Genomic DNA, 18,872 nt, shown 5'->3' on the forward strand with positions numbered 1-18,872 from the left:
GGGATTCGTTAACGCCTTGCTGCAGACCTTCAGAAGGCGCGGGCCAGATGTTGCGCAACGATGGGCGCTTCGGGGAAAGCCATGAAGCCGCCAATGGCGATGGCAATGCCATAGGGCACCTTCTTGGCCATCAGAAGCGAGTCCGGGATAGGCAAGCCCATGGCGAGGACCGAGGAAGACTTCACACGCAAGAGCACGATCAGAAGCGTCAGGAAGCCGCCGACATAAGCCACATAAGCCAAAAATCCGACCAGCGGCATGCCAAAGCCGAACCAGACGGATGCCGCCGTCAACAATTTGGCATCACCGCCACCCATGACGTTCAGAGCAAAAAGCGCGAAGCAGGCGACGAAAACGGCCACGCCCCCGAGAAGGCTCATGCCGATTTCATTCCAGCCGAGGCCACTAAACGGAGCAATGACGACAAAGGCGGCAAGCAGAATTGCCGACACCCGGTTCGGGATCGTCATCGTGAACAGGTCCGTGAAGGCCGCAAAGGCAAGGCAAAGCGGAAATACAATGAAGGTCGCTGCGGTAATCATTTCCTGCGCGCTCCGGGCAAAAGTGTTTCAAGCCACATTTATGCTCTCAACCCTCTTAAAAAAGGGAGAACACAAGCGGCGAGCATGGCCGGTCGTGAACAATGCAAAAAGCCACCCGACTCGCGCCGGGTGGCTTTCCGATTGTAGTTGCTAGGCGATCAGCAAGTGGTACCAAGGCCGCCCTGCTTGCAGGCGCTGTTCATCTTGCCCGAAATCGCACTGAACGTGTTGTTCAGCGTGTTGCCAAGCGTCGTGGCGCCGGTGATCAGGGCGACGGAAATAAGGGCAGCGATCAGGCCGTATTCGATAGCCGTTGCGCCCGATTCGTCCTTCAGAAACTTTGCGAAAATCTTGGTCATGGAACTCTCTCCTACTTCACTTGTTTTTCAGCACACCCGACAACTGTTTCCGTTGTTCGGTTGAGCAAACATTAGTCCGGCCTCATTTCCATCCGCTTAAGGAACAGGGTTAATCGGGGATGAAGAACAACCGCTGGTGTGAGGTGGTGAATAAAACACTAAAGGGGGAACCCGAATTTACACCTCGCATTTCAGCCACCATTTCCAAGAACCACTCCAGCAAGGGATATCGTTGGCAACCCCGGCACGGGGCCTTAACCCTTCATTCACCTATCCGGTTCATTTTCATGAAAGGATTTCACCACGACCACTTGCGGGATGACTGCCGTCATGACCTTGAAGAACGTTCTTTCCTGCCTGGCTGCCGCGACCATCATAGCTCTCATGTCGATCGGTCCGTTGCGCGCGCAGGACGGTGACATGCTGCGGGTCTACATGGATCATGCGCGTGTGCTGAGGCTGGAACGGCCGGTGGCCAAGGTCATCGTCGGCAATGCCGACGTCGCCGACGCGACGGTCGCCGATTCCCGTACCATCGTGCTCACCGGCAAGAGCTTCGGAACGACGAATATCCTTCTTCTCGACGTTGACGGCAATCCGATCGTCGATGAACGCATTCTCGTTTCCATCGATGAAGGCAACACGGTGCGTCTTTACAAACAGACGGAGCGAAGCGTGTTCTCATGTTCGCCCAATTGCGAGAAGCACGAGCAGCAAAACCAGAAGGGATCGTCCGGCACGCCTTGAGCCGCAGAACGGGACGGCAACGGAAAATAAACCCTCTTGCCCCTATTCTGACGCTCCAAACTGGACGCGGATACCGGCATGAGCGAGCGCAATCCCAAAAAAGGCAGGCTGATGTCCCGCAAACGGCGACTTCTCCGTCTTCTGCCCCGTATCGCCCGCACGCGCGACGGTGCCGCCGCCATCGAATTCACGCTGCTGGCCATTCCCTATTTCATGATCGTATTCGCGATCTTCGAGACCTTCATCGCCTTCACGGGCGAACAGCTCGTTTCGAATGCCGTCGATACGCTCTCGCGTCAACTGCGCACAGGCCAGATCACGTCCGGGCTGAATCTGTCCAGCAACAAGACGGAAAAGGAGTTCCGACAGGCGTTCTGCGACGAGATATCGATCCTCATCTCCTGCTCGGCCTCCGAGGTGAACACACCGTCCAAGCTCTTTCTGGATATTCGCAGCTTCAGCAATTTCGCAAGCATTCCCAAGAACTTCACGATGTCGGAGCAGTCCGACGGCTCCATCGACCTCGACACCAGCACGTTTCAGTTCAATCCGGGCGGCCCCAGCACGATCAACATGTTCCGCGCCTATTACAAGTGGCAGATCATCACCGATCTCGTTCGTCCCTATATCAGCAACGTGAAGCTCGGTACGGACGGTTCGCAATCCTATTTTCTCATCATGGCGACCACCGCCTACAAGAACGAAGCCTATCCGAAGTAGAAAGCTCACAATGACCGGTCGGTTGCCGTCACCATCGAACGAAAAGGGGCTTGCCGCACTTGTACACGCAGTGCGCAGCAGGCTTTCGCGTTTCGGCAAGGATCGGTCGGGCATGGGCGCGGTGGAATTCGCGATGATCGCGCCGCTGCTTCTGATGCTCTACATTACCGCTTTCGAGGTGACGATCGGTCTTTCCGTGGCCAAGCGCGCCACCCGTTCGGCCGGCGCCATTGCCGACCTGACGACGCAGGCCGACACGGTCGACCTCGCTACGCTGAACACGATGAAGGACGTGGCCAGCGCAATCTTCGCCCCCTATTCGACCGACGAAATGACGCTGCAAATCACCGGCATCGATATCGACACAGCCGGCAAGGCAACCGTGCGCTGGTCCTGGGCGGGCGACGGCTCCGCCCCCTACCTCAAGAAAGCGGCCTTCTCGCTACCCGCCAATATCGCGACGCCGAGTTCCTTCCTGGTGCACGCCCGGGTTTCCATACCGCATCAGCTTCTGATGTTCATGCCCGGCCTGATGCCGGCTTCGATGCAGAACATCACCATCACCCGCGAATACTACTTCCGCCAGCGTATCAACGAAGCGGTCAGTTGTCCCGGCTGCCCTTCCGGTTGAGTTTCTTGCAAAGCCGCCTCCGGCGCTTTATCTGACGATAAAGGCCGCGTCTTTCCCGTTTTCGGGTGGATCGGCATAGTCTGGATAGGTCGATCATGGCACGCGCCTTCATTTATGTTCTCGATTCCTTCGGTATAGGCGGAGCACCGGACGCCGAGGCCTATGGCGACGCCGGCGCGAACACGCTTGGCCACATCGCCGAGTTCTGCGCCGCTGGTGCCGGCGATCGCGCCGGATTGCGGCAGGGACCGCTCCAGCTTCCCAACATGAGTGCGCTCGGCCTTCTGCACGCCGCCAAGCTCGCCTCGGGCGACTTCCCGGCAGGCATGCCCGTGCCGGAACGCATATTCGGGCTTTCCGGCGCCGCCAGCGAAATCTCGCGCGGCAAGGATACGCCTTCCGGCCATTGGGAGATCGCCGGTGTGCCGGTTTCCTTCGACTGGGGCTATTTCCCCGAGGGCGAAACCGCCTTTCCGCAGGATCTGATCGAGGATATCTGCCGCGATGCCGATATTCCCGGCATTCTGGGCAATTGCCACGCTTCGGGCACAGAGATCATCGCGCGCTTGGGCGAGGAACACATCCGCACCGGAATGCCGATCTGCTACACTTCCACCGATTCCGTCTTCCAGATCGCCGCCCACGAGACCCATTTCGGCCTCGACCGGCTGATTGCACTGTGCCGCATCGTGCGCACCCATCTCGACCCGCTCAACATCGGCCGCGTCATCGCCCGGCCCTTCATCGGCGAAACGCCGGAAACCTTCGTGCGCACCGGCAACCGGCGCGACTTCGCCGTGCCGCCTCCGGAACCGACGCTACTCGACCGCGTCGTTGCCGCCGGCAGGCAGGTGCACGCCATCGGCAAGGTGGGCGATATCTATGCCCACCAGGGCGTTTCCCGCGTCTTGAAAGCCAATGGCAACGCCGCACTGGTCGAGACCTCCTTGCGCGTGATGGCGGAGGCTGGCGATGGCGATCTCGTCTTCACCAATCTCGTGGATTTCGATCAGACCTATGGCCATCGCCGCGACGTGGCGGGCTACGCCGCCGCGCTCGAAGCCTTCGACCAGCAGATCCCGGACATCCACCGTCACCTGCGGGACGGCGACCTTGTGGTTCTGACCGCCGACCACGGTTGCGACCCGACGTGGCGCGGCACGGACCACACCCGCGAGCGGGTGCCGGTCCTGATGTTCGGCCCCGGCATTCGTTCACGCTCCATCGGCGTGCGTGAAACCTATGCCGATATCGGCGAGACCGTTGCCGCCCATCTCGGCCTTGCGGCAGGCCCCCACGGAAAGAGCTTCCTTTGACAAAAAGCCTGCCCAAAGCCGAACTGCACTGCCATATCGAGGGTGCGGCGCCGCCATCCCTCGCCCTCGAACAGGCTCGAAAATACAATGTCGAAACCGGACATTTCATCCGCGACGGCATTTATGTCTGGGACGATTTCACCAGTTTCATAGCTGCCTATGATCTGGTGGCCGACCTTTTCCGCACGCCGGAAGACTACGCGCATCTGGCCGAAACCTACCTTCTGGAACTGGCCGCCGAAAACACGATCTATAGTGAGCTGTTCGTTTCACCCGACCATGGTGAAGCAGTCGGTCTTTCCGCCGACGCCTATCTCGACGGCATCGCCGCGGGCATGATCGCGGCGAAGGAAAAGACCGGCATCGAATCTCGCATGGTCATCATCGGCGAGCGCCATCTCGGCCCGGAAAACGTACTGCGTCGCGCCACCGAAACGGCAAAGCATCTCCACAGGCATCCGCTCGTCACCGGCTTCAACATGGCCGGCGAGGAACGCATGAACCGTGTAGCCGATTATGCCCGCGCCTTCGATATCGCCCGCGATGCCGGCCTTGGTCTCACCATCCATGCCGGCGAACTGGTCGGCCCGCAAAGCGTTATCGACGCACTCGATCTCGTGCGGCCCTCACGCATCGGCCATGGCGTGCGCGCCATCGAGGATGCCGATCTGGTGAAGCGGCTGGCCGATCTCGGTACGGTACTGGAGGTCTGCCCCGGCTCGAATATCGCGCTCAAGGTCTTCCCGGATTATGCCAGCCATCCGCTTTGCCGCTTCATCGAGGCGGGCGTGCGGGTGACGCTGAACTCCGACGATCCGCCCTTTTTCCACACGACGCTGGCGATGGAATACGAACGCGCCGAGACGGTGTTCGGCCTTTCGCACGACCAGATCGTGGCAACCACCCGCACCGCCATCGAGGCGGCGTTCATCGACTCGGACACCCGCACCCGTCTTCTCGCCCTCGTTTAGAACGAGGATTGGGGACGGGCGGACGAAACTCTTGCAGCGCCTGTTGTTCCGTGGAAAACAGGGATGAATAATCAATGCCGGGGAGCTTCCGATGAATGGCGTGACCGTTATCAAACACCCGCTTGTCCAGCACAAGCTGACCATCATGCGCAGCAAGGAAACGTCCACCGCGAGTTTCCGGCGTCTGTTGCGCGAGATTTCGACGCTCCTCTGCTATGAGGTGACGCGGGATCTGGAACTGACGATGAAGACCATCGAGACACCGCTCGAAACGATCGAAGCGCCGGTGCTCGAAGGCAAGAAACTGGTCTTCGCCTCCATCCTGCGCGCCGGCAACGGCCTGCTGGAAGGCATGCTCGATCTCGTGCCTTCGGCGCGCGTTTCGCATGTCGGCGTCTACCGCGACCACGAGACACTGGAAGCCGTCGAGTATTACTTCAAGGCTCCGGAAGACATTGCCGAACGCCTGGTCATCGTCGTCGACCCCATGCTCGCGACCGGCAATTCCTCGATTGCCGCTGTCGACAAGCTGAAGGAGCGCGGTGCCCACAATATCCGCTTCCTCTGCCTGCTGGCCGCACCCGAAGGCATTGAAAACTTCCGCGCCGCCCATCCGGATGTTCCGGTCTACACGGCGGCCATCGACCGGCACCTGAACGAACATGGCTATATCGTGCCCGGTCTCGGCGATGCCGGCGACCGTATGTACGGCACGAAGTGAGGCTGGAAAAACGGCTCCATTCCGGCATTGATTAAAATTGCCGGAATGGATTTAACCGCGTCTCAGCGTCGCTCTGCAAGACTTGCTCCGAACTCACAACGCCCGGAGCAGCTTCATGACGATGCGCAGCCTTCTTTTCATCGCCGGTCTGACGGCAGTCGCTGCAACACAGGTGCCGTCCTATATGGAGCGCCTCGCGCCGCCGCCGCGGGCCGAGACACCGGCCATGGCCGCCGCCGCCGATGCTCATGTCGATACCCAGGTGCTCAACGGCAGCGCCACGCTCGCCTCCGACAATCGCGGCCATTACTCCGGCTCCTTCCGAATGAACGGCAAGGCCGTCGACGGGCTTGTCGATACCGGCGCATCCTTCGTCTCTGTGCCTGAAAGTGTCGCCCGTCGTCTCGGCTTCAGCGGTGCCACGCTCGATTTCCGCCATCCGGTGAGCACCGCCAATGGCAAGGCCATGGGCGCGCTCGTGACCCTCGACCGCATCGAGATCGGCCAGGTGCGCGTGCGCAATGTCACCGCACTCGTGCTGAAGGACGACGCGCTCTCGACCACGCTGATCGGCAACAGCTTCCTCAAGCAACTCGCCTCCTACAAGGTGGAAGGCGGCCAGATGAAGCTTTCGAACTGATTACATCCGGGTCAGGATAACAGGCCGATCACCGGGAGTGTCGTTCGACAGCGTGTAGGCGGCCTGCAAGGCGGAAATCGCCTTCCGGGCAGCCGCCTCATCAGGCGCATGCACGAAGGCAAAGGGCTGTGCCTTCTCCACCCGCGCACCAAGCGGCAGGAGATCGGTAAAGCCGACCCGATGGTCGATGGCATCCTGCGGGCGCTTGCGGCCACCGCCGAGTTCCAGGACGGCCAGACCGACATCGCGCGTCTCGCAGGCCGAGAGAAAGCCGCTCGCCCTTGCGGGAACCGGCAGAATGACAGGCGCCCTCACTAGATAGGCTTCGGGCTTCTCCATGAAATCGGCAGGGCCACCGAGCGCATGCACCATGCGTGCGAAAACATCCGCAGCGGTACCGTTTGCAAGCACCTTGCGGGCCGCAGCTTCCGCAGCATCGTGCGTTGCAAATACACCAGCCTGCACCAGCATTTCAGCCGCCAGCGCGAAGGTCACGGCATCAAGCCGTGTTCCCGCCTTTTCACCGCGCAGGAAGGAAACGGCATTCGCCACTTCCACGGCGTTGCCGGCCGCATCCGCCAGCGGCTCGTTCATATCGGTCAGAAGCGCCGCCGTCCGGACGCCGGCACCGTTCGCCACCTCGACCAGCGAGCGGGCCAAGGCCTCGGCATCCTCCTGGCGGGCCATGAAAGCGCCATTGCCGCATTTGACATCGAGCACAAGGGTTTCGAGGCCGGCGGCGAGCTTCTTGGAGAGGATCGAGGCCGTGATGAGCGGAATGGACTCCACTGTCGCCGTCACATCGCGAATGGCATAAAGGCGTTTGTCGGCAGGTGCCAGATCGCCCGTCTGGCCGATAATGGCGCAGCCGACCTCCTTCACCACGCGACGCAGAACGTCCTCGCCCGGCATGACGTCGTAGCCGGGAATGGACTGGAACTTGTCGAGCGTTCCGCCGGTGTGGCCAAGGCCCCGCCCGGAAATCATCGGCACGGCAAGGCCGCAGGCGGCGACGATGGGGGCGAGCATCAGCGAGACATTATCACCGACGCCCCCGGTCGAATGCTTGTCCGCCACCGGCTTGCCGGCATCCGTCCAGGTCAGCACATCGCCGGAATCGCGCATGGCCAGCGTCAGCGCGATCACCTCGTCGCGGCTCATGCCGCGAAAGAAGGTGGCCATGGCGAAGGCCGCGACCTGCCCTTCCGAAACGGCTTCCCGCGTCAGGCCCTCAATGAAGGCGGCGATGTCCGCGCCGGTCAGTTCCTGCCCGTCACGCTTGCGGCGAATGATTTCCTGCGGGATCATGACGCCCTCAATAGCCCTTGCCGGTCGACTGGTGGCCACCCGCCAGAACGGCGAGGATATTATCCAGCAGGCTGGAGGCGCCGAAGCGGAAGGTCGAGGGAATGGCCCAGTCCGGCCCGCGAATAGTGTCGGCCAGATCGAGATAGAACACGGCGTCATTGACCGTGGAAATGCCGCCCGCCGCCTTGAAGCCGACCTTGCGGCCGGAATCGCGAATGGCGTGCAGCATCGTATCCGCCGCCTCGAGCGTCGCATTGACGGCGACCTTGCCGGTGGAGGTCTTGATGAAATCCGCCCCTTCGGCAATGGCGATTTCGGAGGCGCGGCGAATGAGCGCCTTGTCCTTCAACTCACCGGATTCGATGATGACCTTGAGCTTGACGGGATCGGGGCAGACGCCGCGCACCGCCTTCACCACAGTCTCGCAGGCGGCTTCATCGCCCGCCATAAGCGCCTTGTAGGGCATGACGAGATCAATCTCGTCGGCGCCATCCGCAATCGCACGTTCCGTCTGCGCCAGCACATCGGCCAGCGGTTCTTCGCCGGAGGGGAAGTTGACAACCGTGGCGATGCGGATCGGGCTGCCATCGCCGAGCGTGGCGGCCGCAGCAGCCACGAAACGCGGCCAGATGCAGATGGCGGCCACATCGCCGAAGGGCGTGCGGGCGCGTTTGCACAGCGCTTTCACATCGGCTTCCGTGCAATCTTCCTTGAGATTGGTGAGATCGAGAAGGGTCAGCGCCAGAAGGGCGGCTTCCCTGAGGTTCAACTCGCTCATGCCTCGAATCCTCCCTCGGCAATCATGTCTTTCAGGATGGCAGTCAGCCGCCTGCCACCGGCGGGGGCCCATTCCTTTGTTTCTTCGTGGCTTTGTTCCGCGCCGGTCATGCCGGCACCGTAATTGGTAATAACCGATGCGGCGGCCACGCGCAGCCCGAAAAAGCGCGACAGAATGACTTCCGGCACGGTGGACATACCCACCGCATCCGCCCCCAGAATGCGCGCCATGCGGATTTCCGCCGGCGTTTCGAAACTCGGGCCGGAAAACCACATATAGACGCCCTTGTGGATGGGCAGGCCGAGTTTTTCGGCGGATGCTCGCACACGATAGCCGAGCACCTCGTCATAGGCCGTGGTCATGCCGACGAAACGGCCATCGTTTTCCTCGCCGATCAGCGGATTCATGCCGGAATAGTTGATGTGATCGGTAATCGACATGACCGACCCCGGCGGCATGTCTTCCCGCAACGAGCCGGCGGCATTGGTCAGAAGGATGGACTGGACGCCGAGCCCCGCCAGAACCTCGATGGGCCGGCGCATGGCGCGGGCATCGCCGCTTTCGTAATAATGCACCCGGCCCGACAGCATGAGAACCGGTTCACGCCCGATATGGCCAGCAATCAGCTCACCGGCATGGCCGGAAACCCGGCTGACCGGAAAGCCCGGCAGTTCGCCATAGGGAATACGAACCTTGACATCAATCTCTTCGGCGAGCGGCCCGAGGCCGGAACCGAGTACCACCGCGACGCGCGGCATCAGGCCATCGAGACGGTCGACGAGCAGATCGGTCACGTCCTTCATCCGAGAATATCCGTCTTGAAGGACAGGGGCAGAAGCTCGTCCATGGTCAGGGTCTTCTGCACACCGGCCTCGTCGCAGAGATAGATGCGCGTGCCGGCATCGGCGAATTCCGCGATCTTCTGCCGGCAACCACCGCAGGGCGGGCAGAGCGCCAGCTTTTCCGCAATCACCGCCATTTCGACAATCTTCTTGGCTCCGCCCATGACCATGCAGCCGATGGCCGTCGGTTCGGCGCACCACCCTTGCGGAAAGGACAGGTTCTCGATGTTCGCGCCGGTATAGATCTTGCCGTCATCGGCGCGGATCGCCGCCCCGACCGGAAACTTCGAATAGGGGGCATGCGCGAATTTCATGGCGTCGCGCGCCGCCTCGAAGAGATCGTGAGCCATATCAGCGCTCCTTGGTATAGGCGACACCGCCAGCCTTGGGCGGACGGGCAACGCCAATGAAGCCGGCGAGCAAAATGCAGGTCAGCACATAGGGCAGCGCCTGGAAAATCTGTACCGGCACTTCGCCGATACCGGGAATGGCCTTGCCCTGCATGAAATTGGCCATGGCATCGAGGAAGCCGAACAGCAGGCAGGCGAAGAGCACCGGCACCGGCTTCCACTTGGCGAAGATCAGCGCGGCCAGCGCGATGTAACCCTTGCCAGCCGACATGTTCTGGATGAAGGCCGCCGACTGGGCGATGGCGAGGTAAGTACCGGAAAAGCCGCAGAGGAAACCGGCGACGATGACGGCGCGATAACGCAGCCACGTGACGGAAATGCCCGCCGTATCGACCGCCCCCGGATTTTCACCGACGGCACGCAGCCTGAGGCCAAAGCGCGTGCGGTAAAGTACCCAGGCGCAGGCCGGAACCGCGAGGAAGGCAAGGTAGGTCAGCAGATTATGGCCGGAAATGACATTGGCATAGAACGGTCCGAGGATCGGCACATCATGCAGCGTATCGGCGCCCGGCAGCGTGATCGGCTGGAAACGCGCGGTTGTCGGCAAGGTGGGCGTGCGGCCGCCCTGCCCGAACCAAGCCTGCCCCAGAACGATGGTGAGCCCCGCCGCAACGAAGTTGAGCGCCACGCCGGAAACGATCTGGTTGCCGCGACTGGTGATCGAGGCGAAACCGTGCACCAGCGACAGCAGGATCGATACGACGATGCCTGCCCCCAGCCCGGCAAGGGCCGAACCGGTCAGATAGGCGACGCAGGCCGAGGCAAAGGCCGCCGCCAGCATCTTGCCTTCCAGCCCGATATCGAACACGCCGGCGCGTTCGGAAAAGAGCCCTGCAAGAGCGGTGAAGATCAGCGGGATCGACAGGCGTATGGTGGAGCCGAGGATGCTGACGAAAATATCGAAGCCGTCCATTCCTGCCTCCTCAAGCCCCGGCCAGCCGGGTGTAAATTTTCACGATCGCCGGGCGGAACATGAATTCCAGCGCACCGGCGAACAGGATGACGAGGCCCTGGATGACCACGATCATGTCGCGGGTAATATTCGGCATTTCGAACGACACCCAGTTGCCGCCCTGATAGAGCATGCCGAACAGGATGGCGGCGAGCACGATGCCGACCGGATGGCTGCGCCCCATGAGCGACACGGCAATGCCGACGAAGCCTGCGCCACCGACGAATTCCACCTGCAGGCGCGCGGAAGCCCCCATGACCGGGTTGAGCGCCATCATGCCGGCAAGACCGCCGGAAATCAGCATGGCGATGATGACGGTGCGGACGTAAGGCACGCCGGCATAAATCGCCGCCGACGGGCTGATGCCGAGCGTGCGCATCTCATAACCCAGCTTGGTGCGCCAGATCAGCACCCAGACGAGGAAGGCCGCGACGAGTGCGATGATGAAAGACACGTTGAAGGGAGCGGGGCCGAGCTTCATGCCGAACAGCGCCATCAGCCAGTCGAGCTTCGGCAGTTGCCCGCCCTCGAGGAAGGTGCGGGTTTCCGGCGCCATCTTGCCCGGCACGATCAGCACGTTGACGAGCAGATAGACCATCAGCGCCGCGCCGATGAAATTGAACATGATGGTGGTGATGACGATGTGGCTGCCGCGTTTCGCCTGCATCCAGGCGGGAATGAAGGCCCAGGCCGCGCCGAACAGGGCGGCGGCGGCGACCGCCACAGGCATGGTCACATACCACGGCACATAGTGGTCGAGCGCCAAAGCCGCGAGCGCTGCCCCCAGACCGCCGACATAGGCCTGCCCTTCCGAACCAATATTGAACAGCCCTGCATGGAAGGCGACCGCCACCGAGAGGCCGGTGAAGATGAAACTCGTGGCATAGTAGAGGGTAAAGCCGATGCCTTCGCCATTACCCAGCGCGCCTTCCAGCATCAGCGAGACCGCCTCGAACGGGTCCTCGCCGATCAGCCAGACGACCAGCCCCGAGATCACGAAGGCAACCGCGAGGTTGAGAAGCGGCATCAGGCCGTAATTGATCCAGTTCGGCAGCTTGACGGAAGCAGTGCTCATGCGGGCCTCATGCGGCAATGCCGGCCATCATCAGGCCCAGCGTCTTTTCATCGGCATTGGGCACGGTTTCGCCCACCACATGCCCGGCAAACATCACCAGCACACGGTCGGCCAGCGCCCGGATTTCGTCCAGTTCGACGGACACCAGCAGCACCGCCTTGCCGCTATCGCGCATGTCGATGATGCGCTTGTGAATGAATTCGATGGCACCGATATCGACACCGCGCGTCGGCTGACCGATGATCAGCACCTTGGGATCGCGCTCGATCTCGCGGGCGCAGACGATCTTCTGCTGGTTTCCGCCCGAGAAGTTCGCCGTCTTCAGGCGGCAATCCGGCGGACGGATATCGTATTTCTCGATCTTGGCCTTGGCATCGTCCCGCATCGCATCGAGATCAAGGAACGGACCCTTTCCGTAAACAGGATCGCGGTGATAGCCGAGGGCTGCGTTCTCGTATTCCTCGAAGGGAAGCACAAGGCCCATGTGGTGACGGTCTTCGGGAATATGGGCAAGCCCGATCTCGCGTAGATAGGCCGGGTCAGCCTTGGCGAGCGACTGGCCGTTGACGAAAATCTCGCCCGACACCGGCTTGCGGATGCCGGCAATGGCTTCCAGCAGTTCCGACTGGCCATTGCCTGCCACGCCGGCAATGCCGGTAATCTCGCCGGCGCGAACGTCGAAGGAGACGTTATCGACCATGACGACGCCGCGATTATCCTTGACCGTGAGGTTACGAACCGAAAGCAGCACATCGCCCGGCGCGGAGGGGCCCTTTTCGACACGGAGCAGAACGCGGCGACCGACCATCAGTTCGGCCAGTTCCTCCACTGAAGTTTCGGCAGTCTTCACCGTCGCCACCATTTCACCGCGGCGCATCACCGAGACGGTATCCGTCACCGCCATGATCTCACGCAGCTTGTGGGTAATGAAGATCACCGTTTTTCCCTGATCGCGCAATTGCGCGAGAATCCTGAACAGGTGGTCGGCCTCGGCCGGCGTCAGTACCCCGGTCGGCTCATCGAGAATGAGGATTTCAGCACCGCGATAAAGCGCCTTGAGGATTTCGACGCGCTGCTGGAGACCGACCGGCAGTTCCTCGATCACCGCATCGGGCTCGACTTCGAGGCCGTAGGTTTCTTCCAGACGCTTCAACTCGCTGCGCACCCTGCTCACGCCGCCGCGCAGCAGCGCGCCGCCTTCGGCACCCAGCATGATGTTTTCGAGAACCGTGAAATTTTCGACCAGCATGAAGTGCTGGTGAACCATGCCGATGCCAGCCGCGATCGCCGCCTGGCTGTCGCGGATGTGGATCGGCTTGCCATCCACGCGGATTTCGCCGCTATCGGCCTGATAGAAGCCATAGAGGATGGACATGAGCGTCGACTTGCCGGCACCGTTTTCACCGATGATGCCGTGGATCGAGCCCTTCCCGACCCTCAGGTCGATAGCCTTGTTGGCGTGAACGAGACCGAACCGCTTGTCGATCCCGATGAGTTCAATGGCTGGAACGTCAACCAAACCGCATACCCCCGAAACGAACGGAACGGAAAGCGGACGGGCATGGCAGCCCGCCCGCGTTCGCGATGGATTTCAGTTCGATCAGGACTTGGGGCAGGCGTTGTCCGACATATAGTCGTGTACCTTGACCGCGCCCGAGATGATGTCGGCTTTGGCCTTGTCGACGGCTGCCTGCATTTCCGGCGTGATCAGCGCCTTGTTATTGTCGTCCAGAGCCCAGGCAACGCCATCGTCCTTCACGCCCATGGCGACGATACCGCCGGTGAACTTGTCGGCCTTGGCATCAGCATAGGCATTGTAGACAGCGAGATCGACGCGCTTGACCATCGAGGTCAGCACCGAGCCCGGATGCAGGTGGTTCTGGTTGGAATCGACGCCGATCGACAGCTTCTTGTTATCGGCAGCCGTCTGCAGAACGCCGAGGCCGGTGGCGCCGGCGGCGGCGTAGACCACATCCGCGCCCTGATCGATCTGCGACTTGGTGAGTTCACCGCCGCGAACCGGATCATTCCAGGCAGCACCCGTTGTGCCGGTCATGTTCTGGAACACTTCGATCTTCGGGTTGGCGGCGCGTGCGCCCTGCTCATAACCACATTCGAACTTGCGGATCAGCGGAATGTCCATGCCACCGACGAAGCCGATCTTGCCGCTCTTCGAAGCCATGCCGGCGAGAACGCCGACGAGATAGGAGCCTTCATGCTCGGCATAGACGACCGAACGGACATTCGGCTTTTCCACCACGGAATCGACCAGCACGAACTTGGTGTCGGGGAATTCGGCGGCCACCTTTTCGATTGCCGAGGTCCAGGCGAAGGACACGGCGACAACCGGGTTATAGCCACGGCTGGCAAAGTTGCGGATGGCCTGCTCGCCCTGCGTATCGCCGGTCGGCTCGAAATCACGGTATTCGATGCCGGTTTCAGCCTTGAACTTCTCGGCGCCGGCAAAGGCGGCTTCGTTGAACGACTTGTCGAACTTGCCGCCCGTGCCATAGACCAGCGCCGGCTTCACATCGGCGGCGAGTGCGGTCGTGGACATCGCGGCAAGCGCCAGCATGGTCAAAAAGCTTTTCTTCATTTTTTTCAGCCCTGTCATCGCTGTTGAAACTTGTTCCCCCCGTCGCCCGCTGGAAGGCGCTGCCGCAGCGCAATCCGCCATGAGCGCGGTTGGCGGCAGTCTTGCACGGCTAAAACAAAAATTCATCCGCTTTTTTTCAACTGGTAAAGATTTGCGCCGAGGCTGCCGGATACGCAAAAACGCCGACCCAAACGGAACCGGCGTTTTTGACGCATCACAACCAAAACGTTTTTCTTTCAATCCCTTGCGACCGGGCAGGTAACGCCCGTGCCCTTCAGGCCACAATAACCATCGGGCACCTTGGCAAGGTATTGCTGGTGATCGGGCTCGGCGAAATAGAACGGCCCGAGCGGCGCGATCTCCGTGGTGATCGGGTTGCGATGGCCGGCCTTTTTCAGCGCTGCGGCAAAAGCGTCCTGCGCTTCCAGCGCCTCGTGCTCCTGTTGCGGGGTCGTCGTATAAATCGTCGAGCGATAGGTGGTGCCGACATCATTGCCCTGACGCATACCCTGCGTCGGATCGTGCTCCTCGAAGAAGGTCTTGAGCAACGTACCATAGGAAATGACCGCGGGATCGAAGACGACAAGCACGACTTCGGCATGGCCGGTCAGTCCCGTCGTCGTCTCGCGATAGGTCGGATTGGGCGTCAAGCCGCCGGAATACCCGACGGCAGTGACCCAGACACCCGGCATTTTCCAGAACAGGCGCTCGGCACCCCAAAAGCAGCCCATGCCGAACACGGCGGTTTCGAAACCATCGGGATAGGGCCCTTTGAGCGGGTGACCGTTGACGAAGTGATTCGTTGCCGTGGGGATGGGGTCTGCCCGACCGGGAAGCGCTACTTCCGGAGTCGGCATGACCACCTTCTTTTCATAAAAACCGAACATGATTTTCCTCCAGAGTATCAGGCCCCTGCCGTGGCGAACGGCTTGAAGGGCCTCGGGCGGCGATATCCCGCCATCCAGAAAAGTAACGACAGCACCAGAAAAACAAACGCGGCGGGCTGAGCCGTCACGACGCCCAACAGGCCGTTATCAAAATCACCCAAAAGGCCGGAAAGCCTCTCCGGCCCTATGCCTGACCAGGCGAGAACGACCTTGAGGGTCAGCGGTTCCAGAAGCGAGGTGGCGACGAAACGGATGGAATCGATGGTCGCAACGACAACGGCCGCTGCCAGCGCCGCAAAGCTCGTGAATCGGGCAAGAAACCGCATGAAACCCAAGCCTTTCCGCCGCGTGAAGCCCCCGTCCCGCTTATAGATAGGATGAGCCGGCGTCCGCGACAATGCCACCTTCAAACGTCTTTTCACAGAAGCCTTCAAGAAAACGTCAGATTCAGGTTGATCCTTTGAAAATCATCGGTATATATCCCGCCGAACCGGCTGATTTGCTCCCTACAGGCATTCAGCAAAGCCTGTGGACAGGTGGCCGAGTGGTTTAAGGCGCACGCCTGGAACGCGTGTGTACGTGAAAGCGTACCGAGGGTTCGAATCCCTCCCTGTCCGCCACTTCGGTATAAAACCGGGAACGCCGATTCCCGCCGTTTTCCCTCCTCCAGTGGCTACCAGCGTCCTCAACAGGACGTTTTTGTTTCCTTTGATGTAGATTGCGTCGTCCGCGACCTCGACGTGTTGGGCGAAGGCCCGGACGTGTTCCCGCCGATAGCCGCCCTTTCCAAGCCGGAGCCGGGTGCGGGCTTCGCTCGCCATTTCCCGCACGGCTGCCCCCGTGAGGCCCTGATGGGCCGAGCTTTTCAGCATGGCCTCGGTCCTTTCGGCGTCGGCCCGTGCCTGATCCCGTAGCGCGGTAAGGCCCGCGATGCGCTCGCCGAGTGCGGCTTCGGCCGGGTCGAGCGAACCGGACTCGATAGCGTCATAGAGGCGTTTGAGGCGCATGTCCGCCTCGGCGGCGCGGTGGTTCAACTCGGCGATGTGCTGGCTGCGCCGCTCGACGCTCTCCTGCCGGCGATCCAGAAGCGAGGCGAGCACGTCTTCGATCCGCTCGGGGTCCAGCAGCCTTTCCTGGATGTGGCCGACCACGATGCGGTCGAGCTTGTCCATGGGGATCGCACGGCCCTTGCATCCGGTTTCGCCCTGCCGCGCCCGAATCGAGCAGGCGTAATAGCGATAGCGGCCATTCTTGCCGGTGCGCAGCGTCATCGCGCCCCCGCAATTGCCGCAATGGCAAATGCCGGTCAGCAGGTTCGGCCCGCTGACGACGCGCGGCGGCGTCACCTTCGGATTGTTGACCTTCAAGCGGTTCTGCACCGCCTCGAATATCTCAAGGTCGATCAGCGGCGGCACGGGGACGGTGACGATTTCTTCCTCGGGCTTCACCACGCCCTTGTTGGAGCGGCGGTTGAAGCGATGCTCGCCGATATAGGTGCGTCGGGTCAGGACACGGTGAAGCTGGCCGATACCCCAACGCCCGCCGCTGCGCGTGAACATGCGGTGCCTGTTCAAGTAGCTGACGATGTTCTTGACGCCCATCGGGCCAGACGTGCCGTCGCCTTCCGAGGCAAGCCGAAAGATCAGCCGCACGGTGTCGGCATGGAGCGGGTCGATTTCGAGCTTCTTCTTCATCTTCGCGCCACGCTGCTCGGCGTCGACGACACGGTAGCCTATGGGCGGCAGGGAGCCGTTCCAGAAGCCTTGCCGGGCATTCTCCTTCAAGGCCCGGATGACGTGCTTGCCGTTCTCCTTGGACTGGTATTCGTCGAACAGCGCCATGATCTGCCGCATCATGACGTGCATGGGGTCGTCGCCCATCTCCTGCGTGATGGAGACCAGCTTGACGCCGTTCTTGGCGAGCTTCCTGACGTTGAACTCCAGCTCGAAGTGATCGCGGAAGAACCGGCTGAACGAATGGACCACGACAACATCGAAGGGCGCGGGCTTGGACGTGCCGGCCTCGATCATCCGTTGGAACTCGGGGCGGCGGTCATTGGTGGCCGATGCGCCGGCTTCGACGAAGGTTTCGACAAGCTGGTAGCCACGCGAAGCGCAATAGGTTTCGCCCTGCTTGCGCTGGTCGGGAATCGACACGTCATGCTCGGCCTGCCGCGTCGTGGAGACACGCAGATAGAGCGCGGCGCGCAAGGCGACATGGGGACTTTGCATATTCATAGCGCGCTTCCTTTCGCGGCCCGGCGTTCGATCAGCGGCAGCTCCAGCGCCACGCGATCATGCAACACCTTGGGAACGACCTTCTGGCCCTCGCCGGGGTCCATGCGAACAAGGCCGTAGTTCGCCATCGTCTTGAGGGTTCGGGACAGGCTGGGCTTCGACCGCCCGGTGATCCGCGACAGTTCCTCCAGCGAGCCGGGCGACTGCTCGTCGATGACGCGCAGCAGCTCGCGGTTTCCGCTGGACAGGATTTGCGCGAAGGATTCCGTGGACGTGAACCACACCTTCGGATCGCCGGGCGCGGGCTTTTCCTCGCCCTTGGCAATCCGCATGGTGCGGGCCTTCATCTCGTCATAGTCGGCAATCCCGACTTTCAATGTGGTCATGTTACGCCTCGTTCCTTCAACACCGCGTCCACAGCCCGCCAGAAGTCGGCCAGCAGCGTGGCCGCATCCTCGTAGGCGTAAGGCTTCACGGTCTGGAGGCGGTGCCGATGGTCCATCGGCTCGCCCCTCCTGCCTCGGCCGACCGGATGGGCGTTATCGAAGCCGACCAGCCGTTCGCCCGAAGGCCCGTGAAGCGTGAGCGAGTAATCGAGGCCGCGCGGCTTCTCCGGTGATGCCGGAACGCGGGTGACAACGAACTTCACCCAATGGCCGCCCTCGGGATCGACAACGAGCACCTGACCGTCGAGGTCCAGAAGCGTGTAGAGGCTCGGGTCACGATCCTCGCTCATGACTTACTGTTACCATCTGTTGTTAATGGTGGCAAGCCCTGATTGTCAGGATCGTCGATTGGGCCGAACAGCCGGTCGAGCACGTCGCCGAAATACCGCTCGAAGATTTGCAGTTCTTCCTCGGTGATCGGCACCTTCTCGGGCCAGTCGTCGAAGACCGGCAGCGACTCCACATCGACGATGCGAAGCGGCGACCGGCGGCGCTCCCTGCCGTCCGGCGTGGGTTCATCGGCATAGTCGAAAAGATCGTCGGGAAGTGCCTCGGGGACCGGCTGTCGTTGTCGCCCTTTGCGGGCGCGGCGGCGCTCTGCGCACATGGAATCCTCCTTGGTTCTGGTGGATTCCGGGGCGATGAAAGCCCCGGAATTAGTCGAACCATGGAGGGCAGTCGGCAGCCTGTAGCG

At 61.5% G+C, this 18,872-nt stretch carries 23 protein-coding genes, 1 tRNA gene and 1 pseudogene; 9 read left to right on the forward strand and 16 right to left on the reverse strand.

Translation table 11 applies throughout. From position 1 onward, the window contains the following. Positions 1-29: 29 nt before the first annotated feature. Positions 30-542 carry an A24 family peptidase gene (locus GGQ66_RS01150; RefSeq protein WP_183788550.1) on the reverse strand — a complete coding sequence of 171 codons (513 nt, stop codon included), beginning with the start codon at positions 540-542 and terminating at the stop codon, positions 30-32. Positions 543-700: 158 nt separating this feature from the next. After that, complete coding sequence (locus tag GGQ66_RS01155; protein WP_183788552.1) at positions 701-901, reverse strand: Flp family type IVb pilin; 201 nt, start codon at positions 899-901, stop codon at positions 701-703. Positions 902-1,285: 384 nt separating this feature from the next. On the opposite strand from GGQ66_RS01155, the gene GGQ66_RS01160 reads away from it, so the two are divergent. The 7 genes from GGQ66_RS01160 to GGQ66_RS01190 all read left to right on the forward strand — a co-directional run bounded on the left by GGQ66_RS01160 (position 1,286) and on the right by GGQ66_RS01190 (position 6,647). Further along, on the forward strand, positions 1,286-1,648 hold the full coding sequence (locus GGQ66_RS01160) for a pilus assembly protein N-terminal domain-containing protein (RefSeq protein ID WP_183788889.1): 363 nt from the start codon (positions 1,286-1,288) through the stop codon (positions 1,646-1,648). Positions 1,649-1,726: 78 nt separating this feature from the next. Then, positions 1,727-2,368, forward strand: coding sequence for a TadE/TadG family type IV pilus assembly protein (locus GGQ66_RS01165; RefSeq protein ID WP_183788554.1), 642 nt, complete (start codon positions 1,727-1,729; stop codon positions 2,366-2,368). 10 nt (positions 2,369-2,378) lie between these two features. Continuing rightward, positions 2,379-2,999, forward strand: coding sequence for a TadE/TadG family type IV pilus assembly protein (locus GGQ66_RS01170; RefSeq protein ID WP_183788556.1), 621 nt, complete (start codon positions 2,379-2,381; stop codon positions 2,997-2,999). A gap of 95 nt (positions 3,000-3,094) precedes the next feature. Further along, entirely contained in the window at positions 3,095-4,315 is a 1,221-nt protein-coding gene (locus tag GGQ66_RS01175) for a phosphopentomutase (protein WP_183788558.1), read from the forward strand. Then, complete coding sequence (locus GGQ66_RS01180; protein WP_183788560.1) at positions 4,312-5,286, forward strand: adenosine deaminase; 975 nt, start codon at positions 4,312-4,314, stop codon at positions 5,284-5,286. Before GGQ66_RS01175 ends, GGQ66_RS01180 begins: the two co-directional genes overlap by 4 nt. Positions 5,287-5,377: 91 nt before the next feature. Further along, positions 5,378-6,007 (forward strand): uracil phosphoribosyltransferase, encoded by a 630-nt coding sequence (gene upp, locus GGQ66_RS01185; RefSeq protein ID WP_183788562.1) that lies wholly within the window; start codon positions 5,378-5,380, stop codon positions 6,005-6,007. Positions 6,008-6,122: 115 nt separating this feature from the next. Then, a complete protein-coding gene (locus tag GGQ66_RS01190; RefSeq protein WP_183788564.1) occupies positions 6,123-6,647 on the forward strand; it encodes a TIGR02281 family clan AA aspartic protease in 525 nt (174 codons plus the stop codon). Here GGQ66_RS01190 and deoA read toward each other — a convergent pair whose 3' ends face one another. The 8 genes from deoA to GGQ66_RS01230 form a co-directional block, all read right to left on the reverse strand. Next, positions 6,648-7,955 carry a thymidine phosphorylase gene (gene deoA / locus GGQ66_RS01195; protein WP_183788567.1) on the reverse strand — a complete coding sequence of 436 codons (1,308 nt, stop codon included), beginning with the start codon at positions 7,953-7,955 and terminating at the stop codon, positions 6,648-6,650. A 7-nt stretch (positions 7,956-7,962) separates the two neighbouring features. Then, complete coding sequence (gene deoC / locus GGQ66_RS01200) at positions 7,963-8,733, reverse strand: deoxyribose-phosphate aldolase (protein ID WP_183788569.1); 771 nt, start codon at positions 8,731-8,733, stop codon at positions 7,963-7,965. Continuing rightward, complete coding sequence (locus GGQ66_RS01205) at positions 8,730-9,536, reverse strand: purine-nucleoside phosphorylase (protein WP_183788571.1); 807 nt, start codon at positions 9,534-9,536, stop codon at positions 8,730-8,732. The genes deoC and GGQ66_RS01205 overlap by 4 nt, the downstream gene beginning before the upstream one ends. Further along, on the reverse strand, positions 9,533-9,925 hold the full coding sequence (locus GGQ66_RS01210; RefSeq protein WP_183788574.1) for a cytidine deaminase: 393 nt from the start codon (positions 9,923-9,925) through the stop codon (positions 9,533-9,535). The genes GGQ66_RS01205 and GGQ66_RS01210 overlap by 4 nt, the downstream gene beginning before the upstream one ends. Before the next feature lies 1 nt (position 9,926). Next, positions 9,927-10,898: an ABC transporter permease gene (locus tag GGQ66_RS01215; RefSeq protein WP_183788576.1), complete on the reverse strand. Its 972-nt coding sequence runs from the start codon at positions 10,896-10,898 to the stop codon at positions 9,927-9,929. Positions 10,899-10,908: 10 nt separating this feature from the next. After that, positions 10,909-12,012: an ABC transporter permease gene (locus GGQ66_RS01220; RefSeq protein ID WP_183788578.1), complete on the reverse strand. Its 1,104-nt coding sequence runs from the start codon at positions 12,010-12,012 to the stop codon at positions 10,909-10,911. Between the two features lie 7 nt (positions 12,013-12,019). After that, a complete protein-coding gene (locus GGQ66_RS01225) occupies positions 12,020-13,531 on the reverse strand; it encodes an ABC transporter ATP-binding protein (RefSeq protein ID WP_183788580.1) in 1,512 nt (503 codons plus the stop codon). 81 nt (positions 13,532-13,612) lie between these two features. Continuing rightward, on the reverse strand, positions 13,613-14,608 hold the full coding sequence (locus GGQ66_RS01230) for a BMP family lipoprotein (protein WP_183788582.1): 996 nt from the start codon (positions 14,606-14,608) through the stop codon (positions 13,613-13,615). On the opposite strand from GGQ66_RS01230, the gene GGQ66_RS01235 reads away from it, so the two are divergent. Beyond that, a complete protein-coding gene (locus tag GGQ66_RS01235; RefSeq protein WP_183788584.1) occupies positions 14,586-14,870 on the forward strand; it encodes a hypothetical protein in 285 nt (94 codons plus the stop codon). The genes GGQ66_RS01230 and GGQ66_RS01235 overlap by 23 nt on opposite strands. Here GGQ66_RS01235 and msrA read toward each other — a convergent pair. Beyond that, complete coding sequence (gene msrA, locus GGQ66_RS01240) at positions 14,845-15,495, reverse strand: peptide-methionine (S)-S-oxide reductase MsrA (RefSeq protein ID WP_183788586.1); 651 nt, start codon at positions 15,493-15,495, stop codon at positions 14,845-14,847. The genes GGQ66_RS01235 and msrA overlap by 26 nt on opposite strands. 17 nt (positions 15,496-15,512) lie before the next feature. After that, positions 15,513-15,821: a hypothetical protein gene (locus tag GGQ66_RS01245; RefSeq protein ID WP_183788588.1), complete on the reverse strand. Its 309-nt coding sequence runs from the start codon at positions 15,819-15,821 to the stop codon at positions 15,513-15,515. 204 nt (positions 15,822-16,025) lie between these two features. Between GGQ66_RS01245 and GGQ66_RS01250 the strand changes: the two genes are divergently transcribed. Next, positions 16,026-16,115, forward strand: a tRNA-Ser gene (locus tag GGQ66_RS01250). A 576-nt stretch (positions 16,116-16,691) separates the two neighbouring features. Here GGQ66_RS01250 and GGQ66_RS23300 read toward each other — a convergent pair. From GGQ66_RS23300 to GGQ66_RS01270, 4 genes and pseudogenes are all read right to left on the reverse strand, one after another. After that, positions 16,692-17,732 (reverse strand): annotated as a pseudogene (locus GGQ66_RS23300) (recombinase family protein); the annotation flags it as partial. Next, on the reverse strand, positions 17,729-18,118 hold the full coding sequence (locus GGQ66_RS01260; RefSeq protein ID WP_125334589.1) for an HVO_A0114 family putative DNA-binding protein: 390 nt from the start codon (positions 18,116-18,118) through the stop codon (positions 17,729-17,731). The gene GGQ66_RS01260 and the pseudogene GGQ66_RS23300, both read right to left, overlap by 4 nt. Beyond that, positions 18,115-18,468 (reverse strand): toxin-antitoxin system TumE family protein, encoded by a 354-nt coding sequence (locus tag GGQ66_RS01265; RefSeq protein WP_125334590.1) that lies wholly within the window; start codon positions 18,466-18,468, stop codon positions 18,115-18,117. Before GGQ66_RS01265 ends, GGQ66_RS01260 begins: the two co-directional genes overlap by 4 nt. Continuing rightward, positions 18,465-18,785: a hypothetical protein gene (locus GGQ66_RS01270; protein WP_125334591.1), complete on the reverse strand. Its 321-nt coding sequence runs from the start codon at positions 18,783-18,785 to the stop codon at positions 18,465-18,467. The genes GGQ66_RS01265 and GGQ66_RS01270 overlap by 4 nt, the downstream gene beginning before the upstream one ends. Positions 18,786-18,872: the final 87 nt, after the last annotated feature.

The sequence above is a fragment of the Allorhizobium borbori genome (genome assembly GCF_014196535.1).
Taxonomy (GTDB): domain Bacteria; phylum Pseudomonadota; class Alphaproteobacteria; order Rhizobiales; family Rhizobiaceae; genus Ectorhizobium; species Ectorhizobium borbori.

Coding starts and splice junctions, on each gene's coding strand:
- GGQ66_RS01230 (WP_183788582.1), bottom strand. CDS start 14,608: ATGAAGAAAAGCTTTTTGACCATGCTGGCGCTTGCCGCGATGTCCACG.
- GGQ66_RS01170 (WP_183788556.1), top strand. CDS start 2,379: ATGACCGGTCGGTTGCCGTCACCATCGAACGAAAAGGGGCTTGCCGCA.
- GGQ66_RS01215 (WP_183788576.1), bottom strand. CDS start 10,898: ATGGACGGCTTCGATATTTTCGTCAGCATCCTCGGCTCCACCATACGC.
- GGQ66_RS01235 (WP_183788584.1), top strand. CDS start 14,586: ATGGTCAAAAAGCTTTTCTTCATTTTTTTCAGCCCTGTCATCGCTGTT.
- GGQ66_RS01270 (WP_125334591.1), bottom strand. CDS start 18,785: ATGTGCGCAGAGCGCCGCCGCGCCCGCAAAGGGCGACAACGACAGCCG.
- deoA (WP_183788567.1), bottom strand. CDS start 7,955: ATGATCCCGCAGGAAATCATTCGCCGCAAGCGTGACGGGCAGGAACTG.
- GGQ66_RS01150 (WP_183788550.1), bottom strand. CDS start 542: ATGATTACCGCAGCGACCTTCATTGTATTTCCGCTTTGCCTTGCCTTT.
- GGQ66_RS01265 (WP_125334590.1), bottom strand. CDS start 18,468: ATGAGCGAGGATCGTGACCCGAGCCTCTACACGCTTCTGGACCTCGAC.
- GGQ66_RS01175 (WP_183788558.1), top strand. CDS start 3,095: ATGGCACGCGCCTTCATTTATGTTCTCGATTCCTTCGGTATAGGCGGA.
- msrA (WP_183788586.1), bottom strand. CDS start 15,495: ATGTTCGGTTTTTATGAAAAGAAGGTGGTCATGCCGACTCCGGAAGTA.
- GGQ66_RS01155 (WP_183788552.1), bottom strand. CDS start 901: ATGACCAAGATTTTCGCAAAGTTTCTGAAGGACGAATCGGGCGCAACG.
- deoC (WP_183788569.1), bottom strand. CDS start 8,733: ATGAGCGAGTTGAACCTCAGGGAAGCCGCCCTTCTGGCGCTGACCCTT.
- upp (WP_183788562.1), top strand. CDS start 5,378: ATGAATGGCGTGACCGTTATCAAACACCCGCTTGTCCAGCACAAGCTG.
- GGQ66_RS01210 (WP_183788574.1), bottom strand. CDS start 9,925: ATGGCTCACGATCTCTTCGAGGCGGCGCGCGACGCCATGAAATTCGCG.
- GGQ66_RS01165 (WP_183788554.1), top strand. CDS start 1,727: ATGAGCGAGCGCAATCCCAAAAAAGGCAGGCTGATGTCCCGCAAACGG.
- GGQ66_RS01160 (WP_183788889.1), top strand. CDS start 1,286: ATGTCGATCGGTCCGTTGCGCGCGCAGGACGGTGACATGCTGCGGGTC.
- GGQ66_RS01190 (WP_183788564.1), top strand. CDS start 6,123: ATGACGATGCGCAGCCTTCTTTTCATCGCCGGTCTGACGGCAGTCGCT.
- GGQ66_RS01260 (WP_125334589.1), bottom strand. CDS start 18,118: ATGACCACATTGAAAGTCGGGATTGCCGACTATGACGAGATGAAGGCC.
- GGQ66_RS01245 (WP_183788588.1), bottom strand. CDS start 15,821: ATGCGGTTTCTTGCCCGATTCACGAGCTTTGCGGCGCTGGCAGCGGCC.
- GGQ66_RS01220 (WP_183788578.1), bottom strand. CDS start 12,012: ATGAGCACTGCTTCCGTCAAGCTGCCGAACTGGATCAATTACGGCCTG.
- GGQ66_RS01205 (WP_183788571.1), bottom strand. CDS start 9,536: ATGAAGGACGTGACCGATCTGCTCGTCGACCGTCTCGATGGCCTGATG.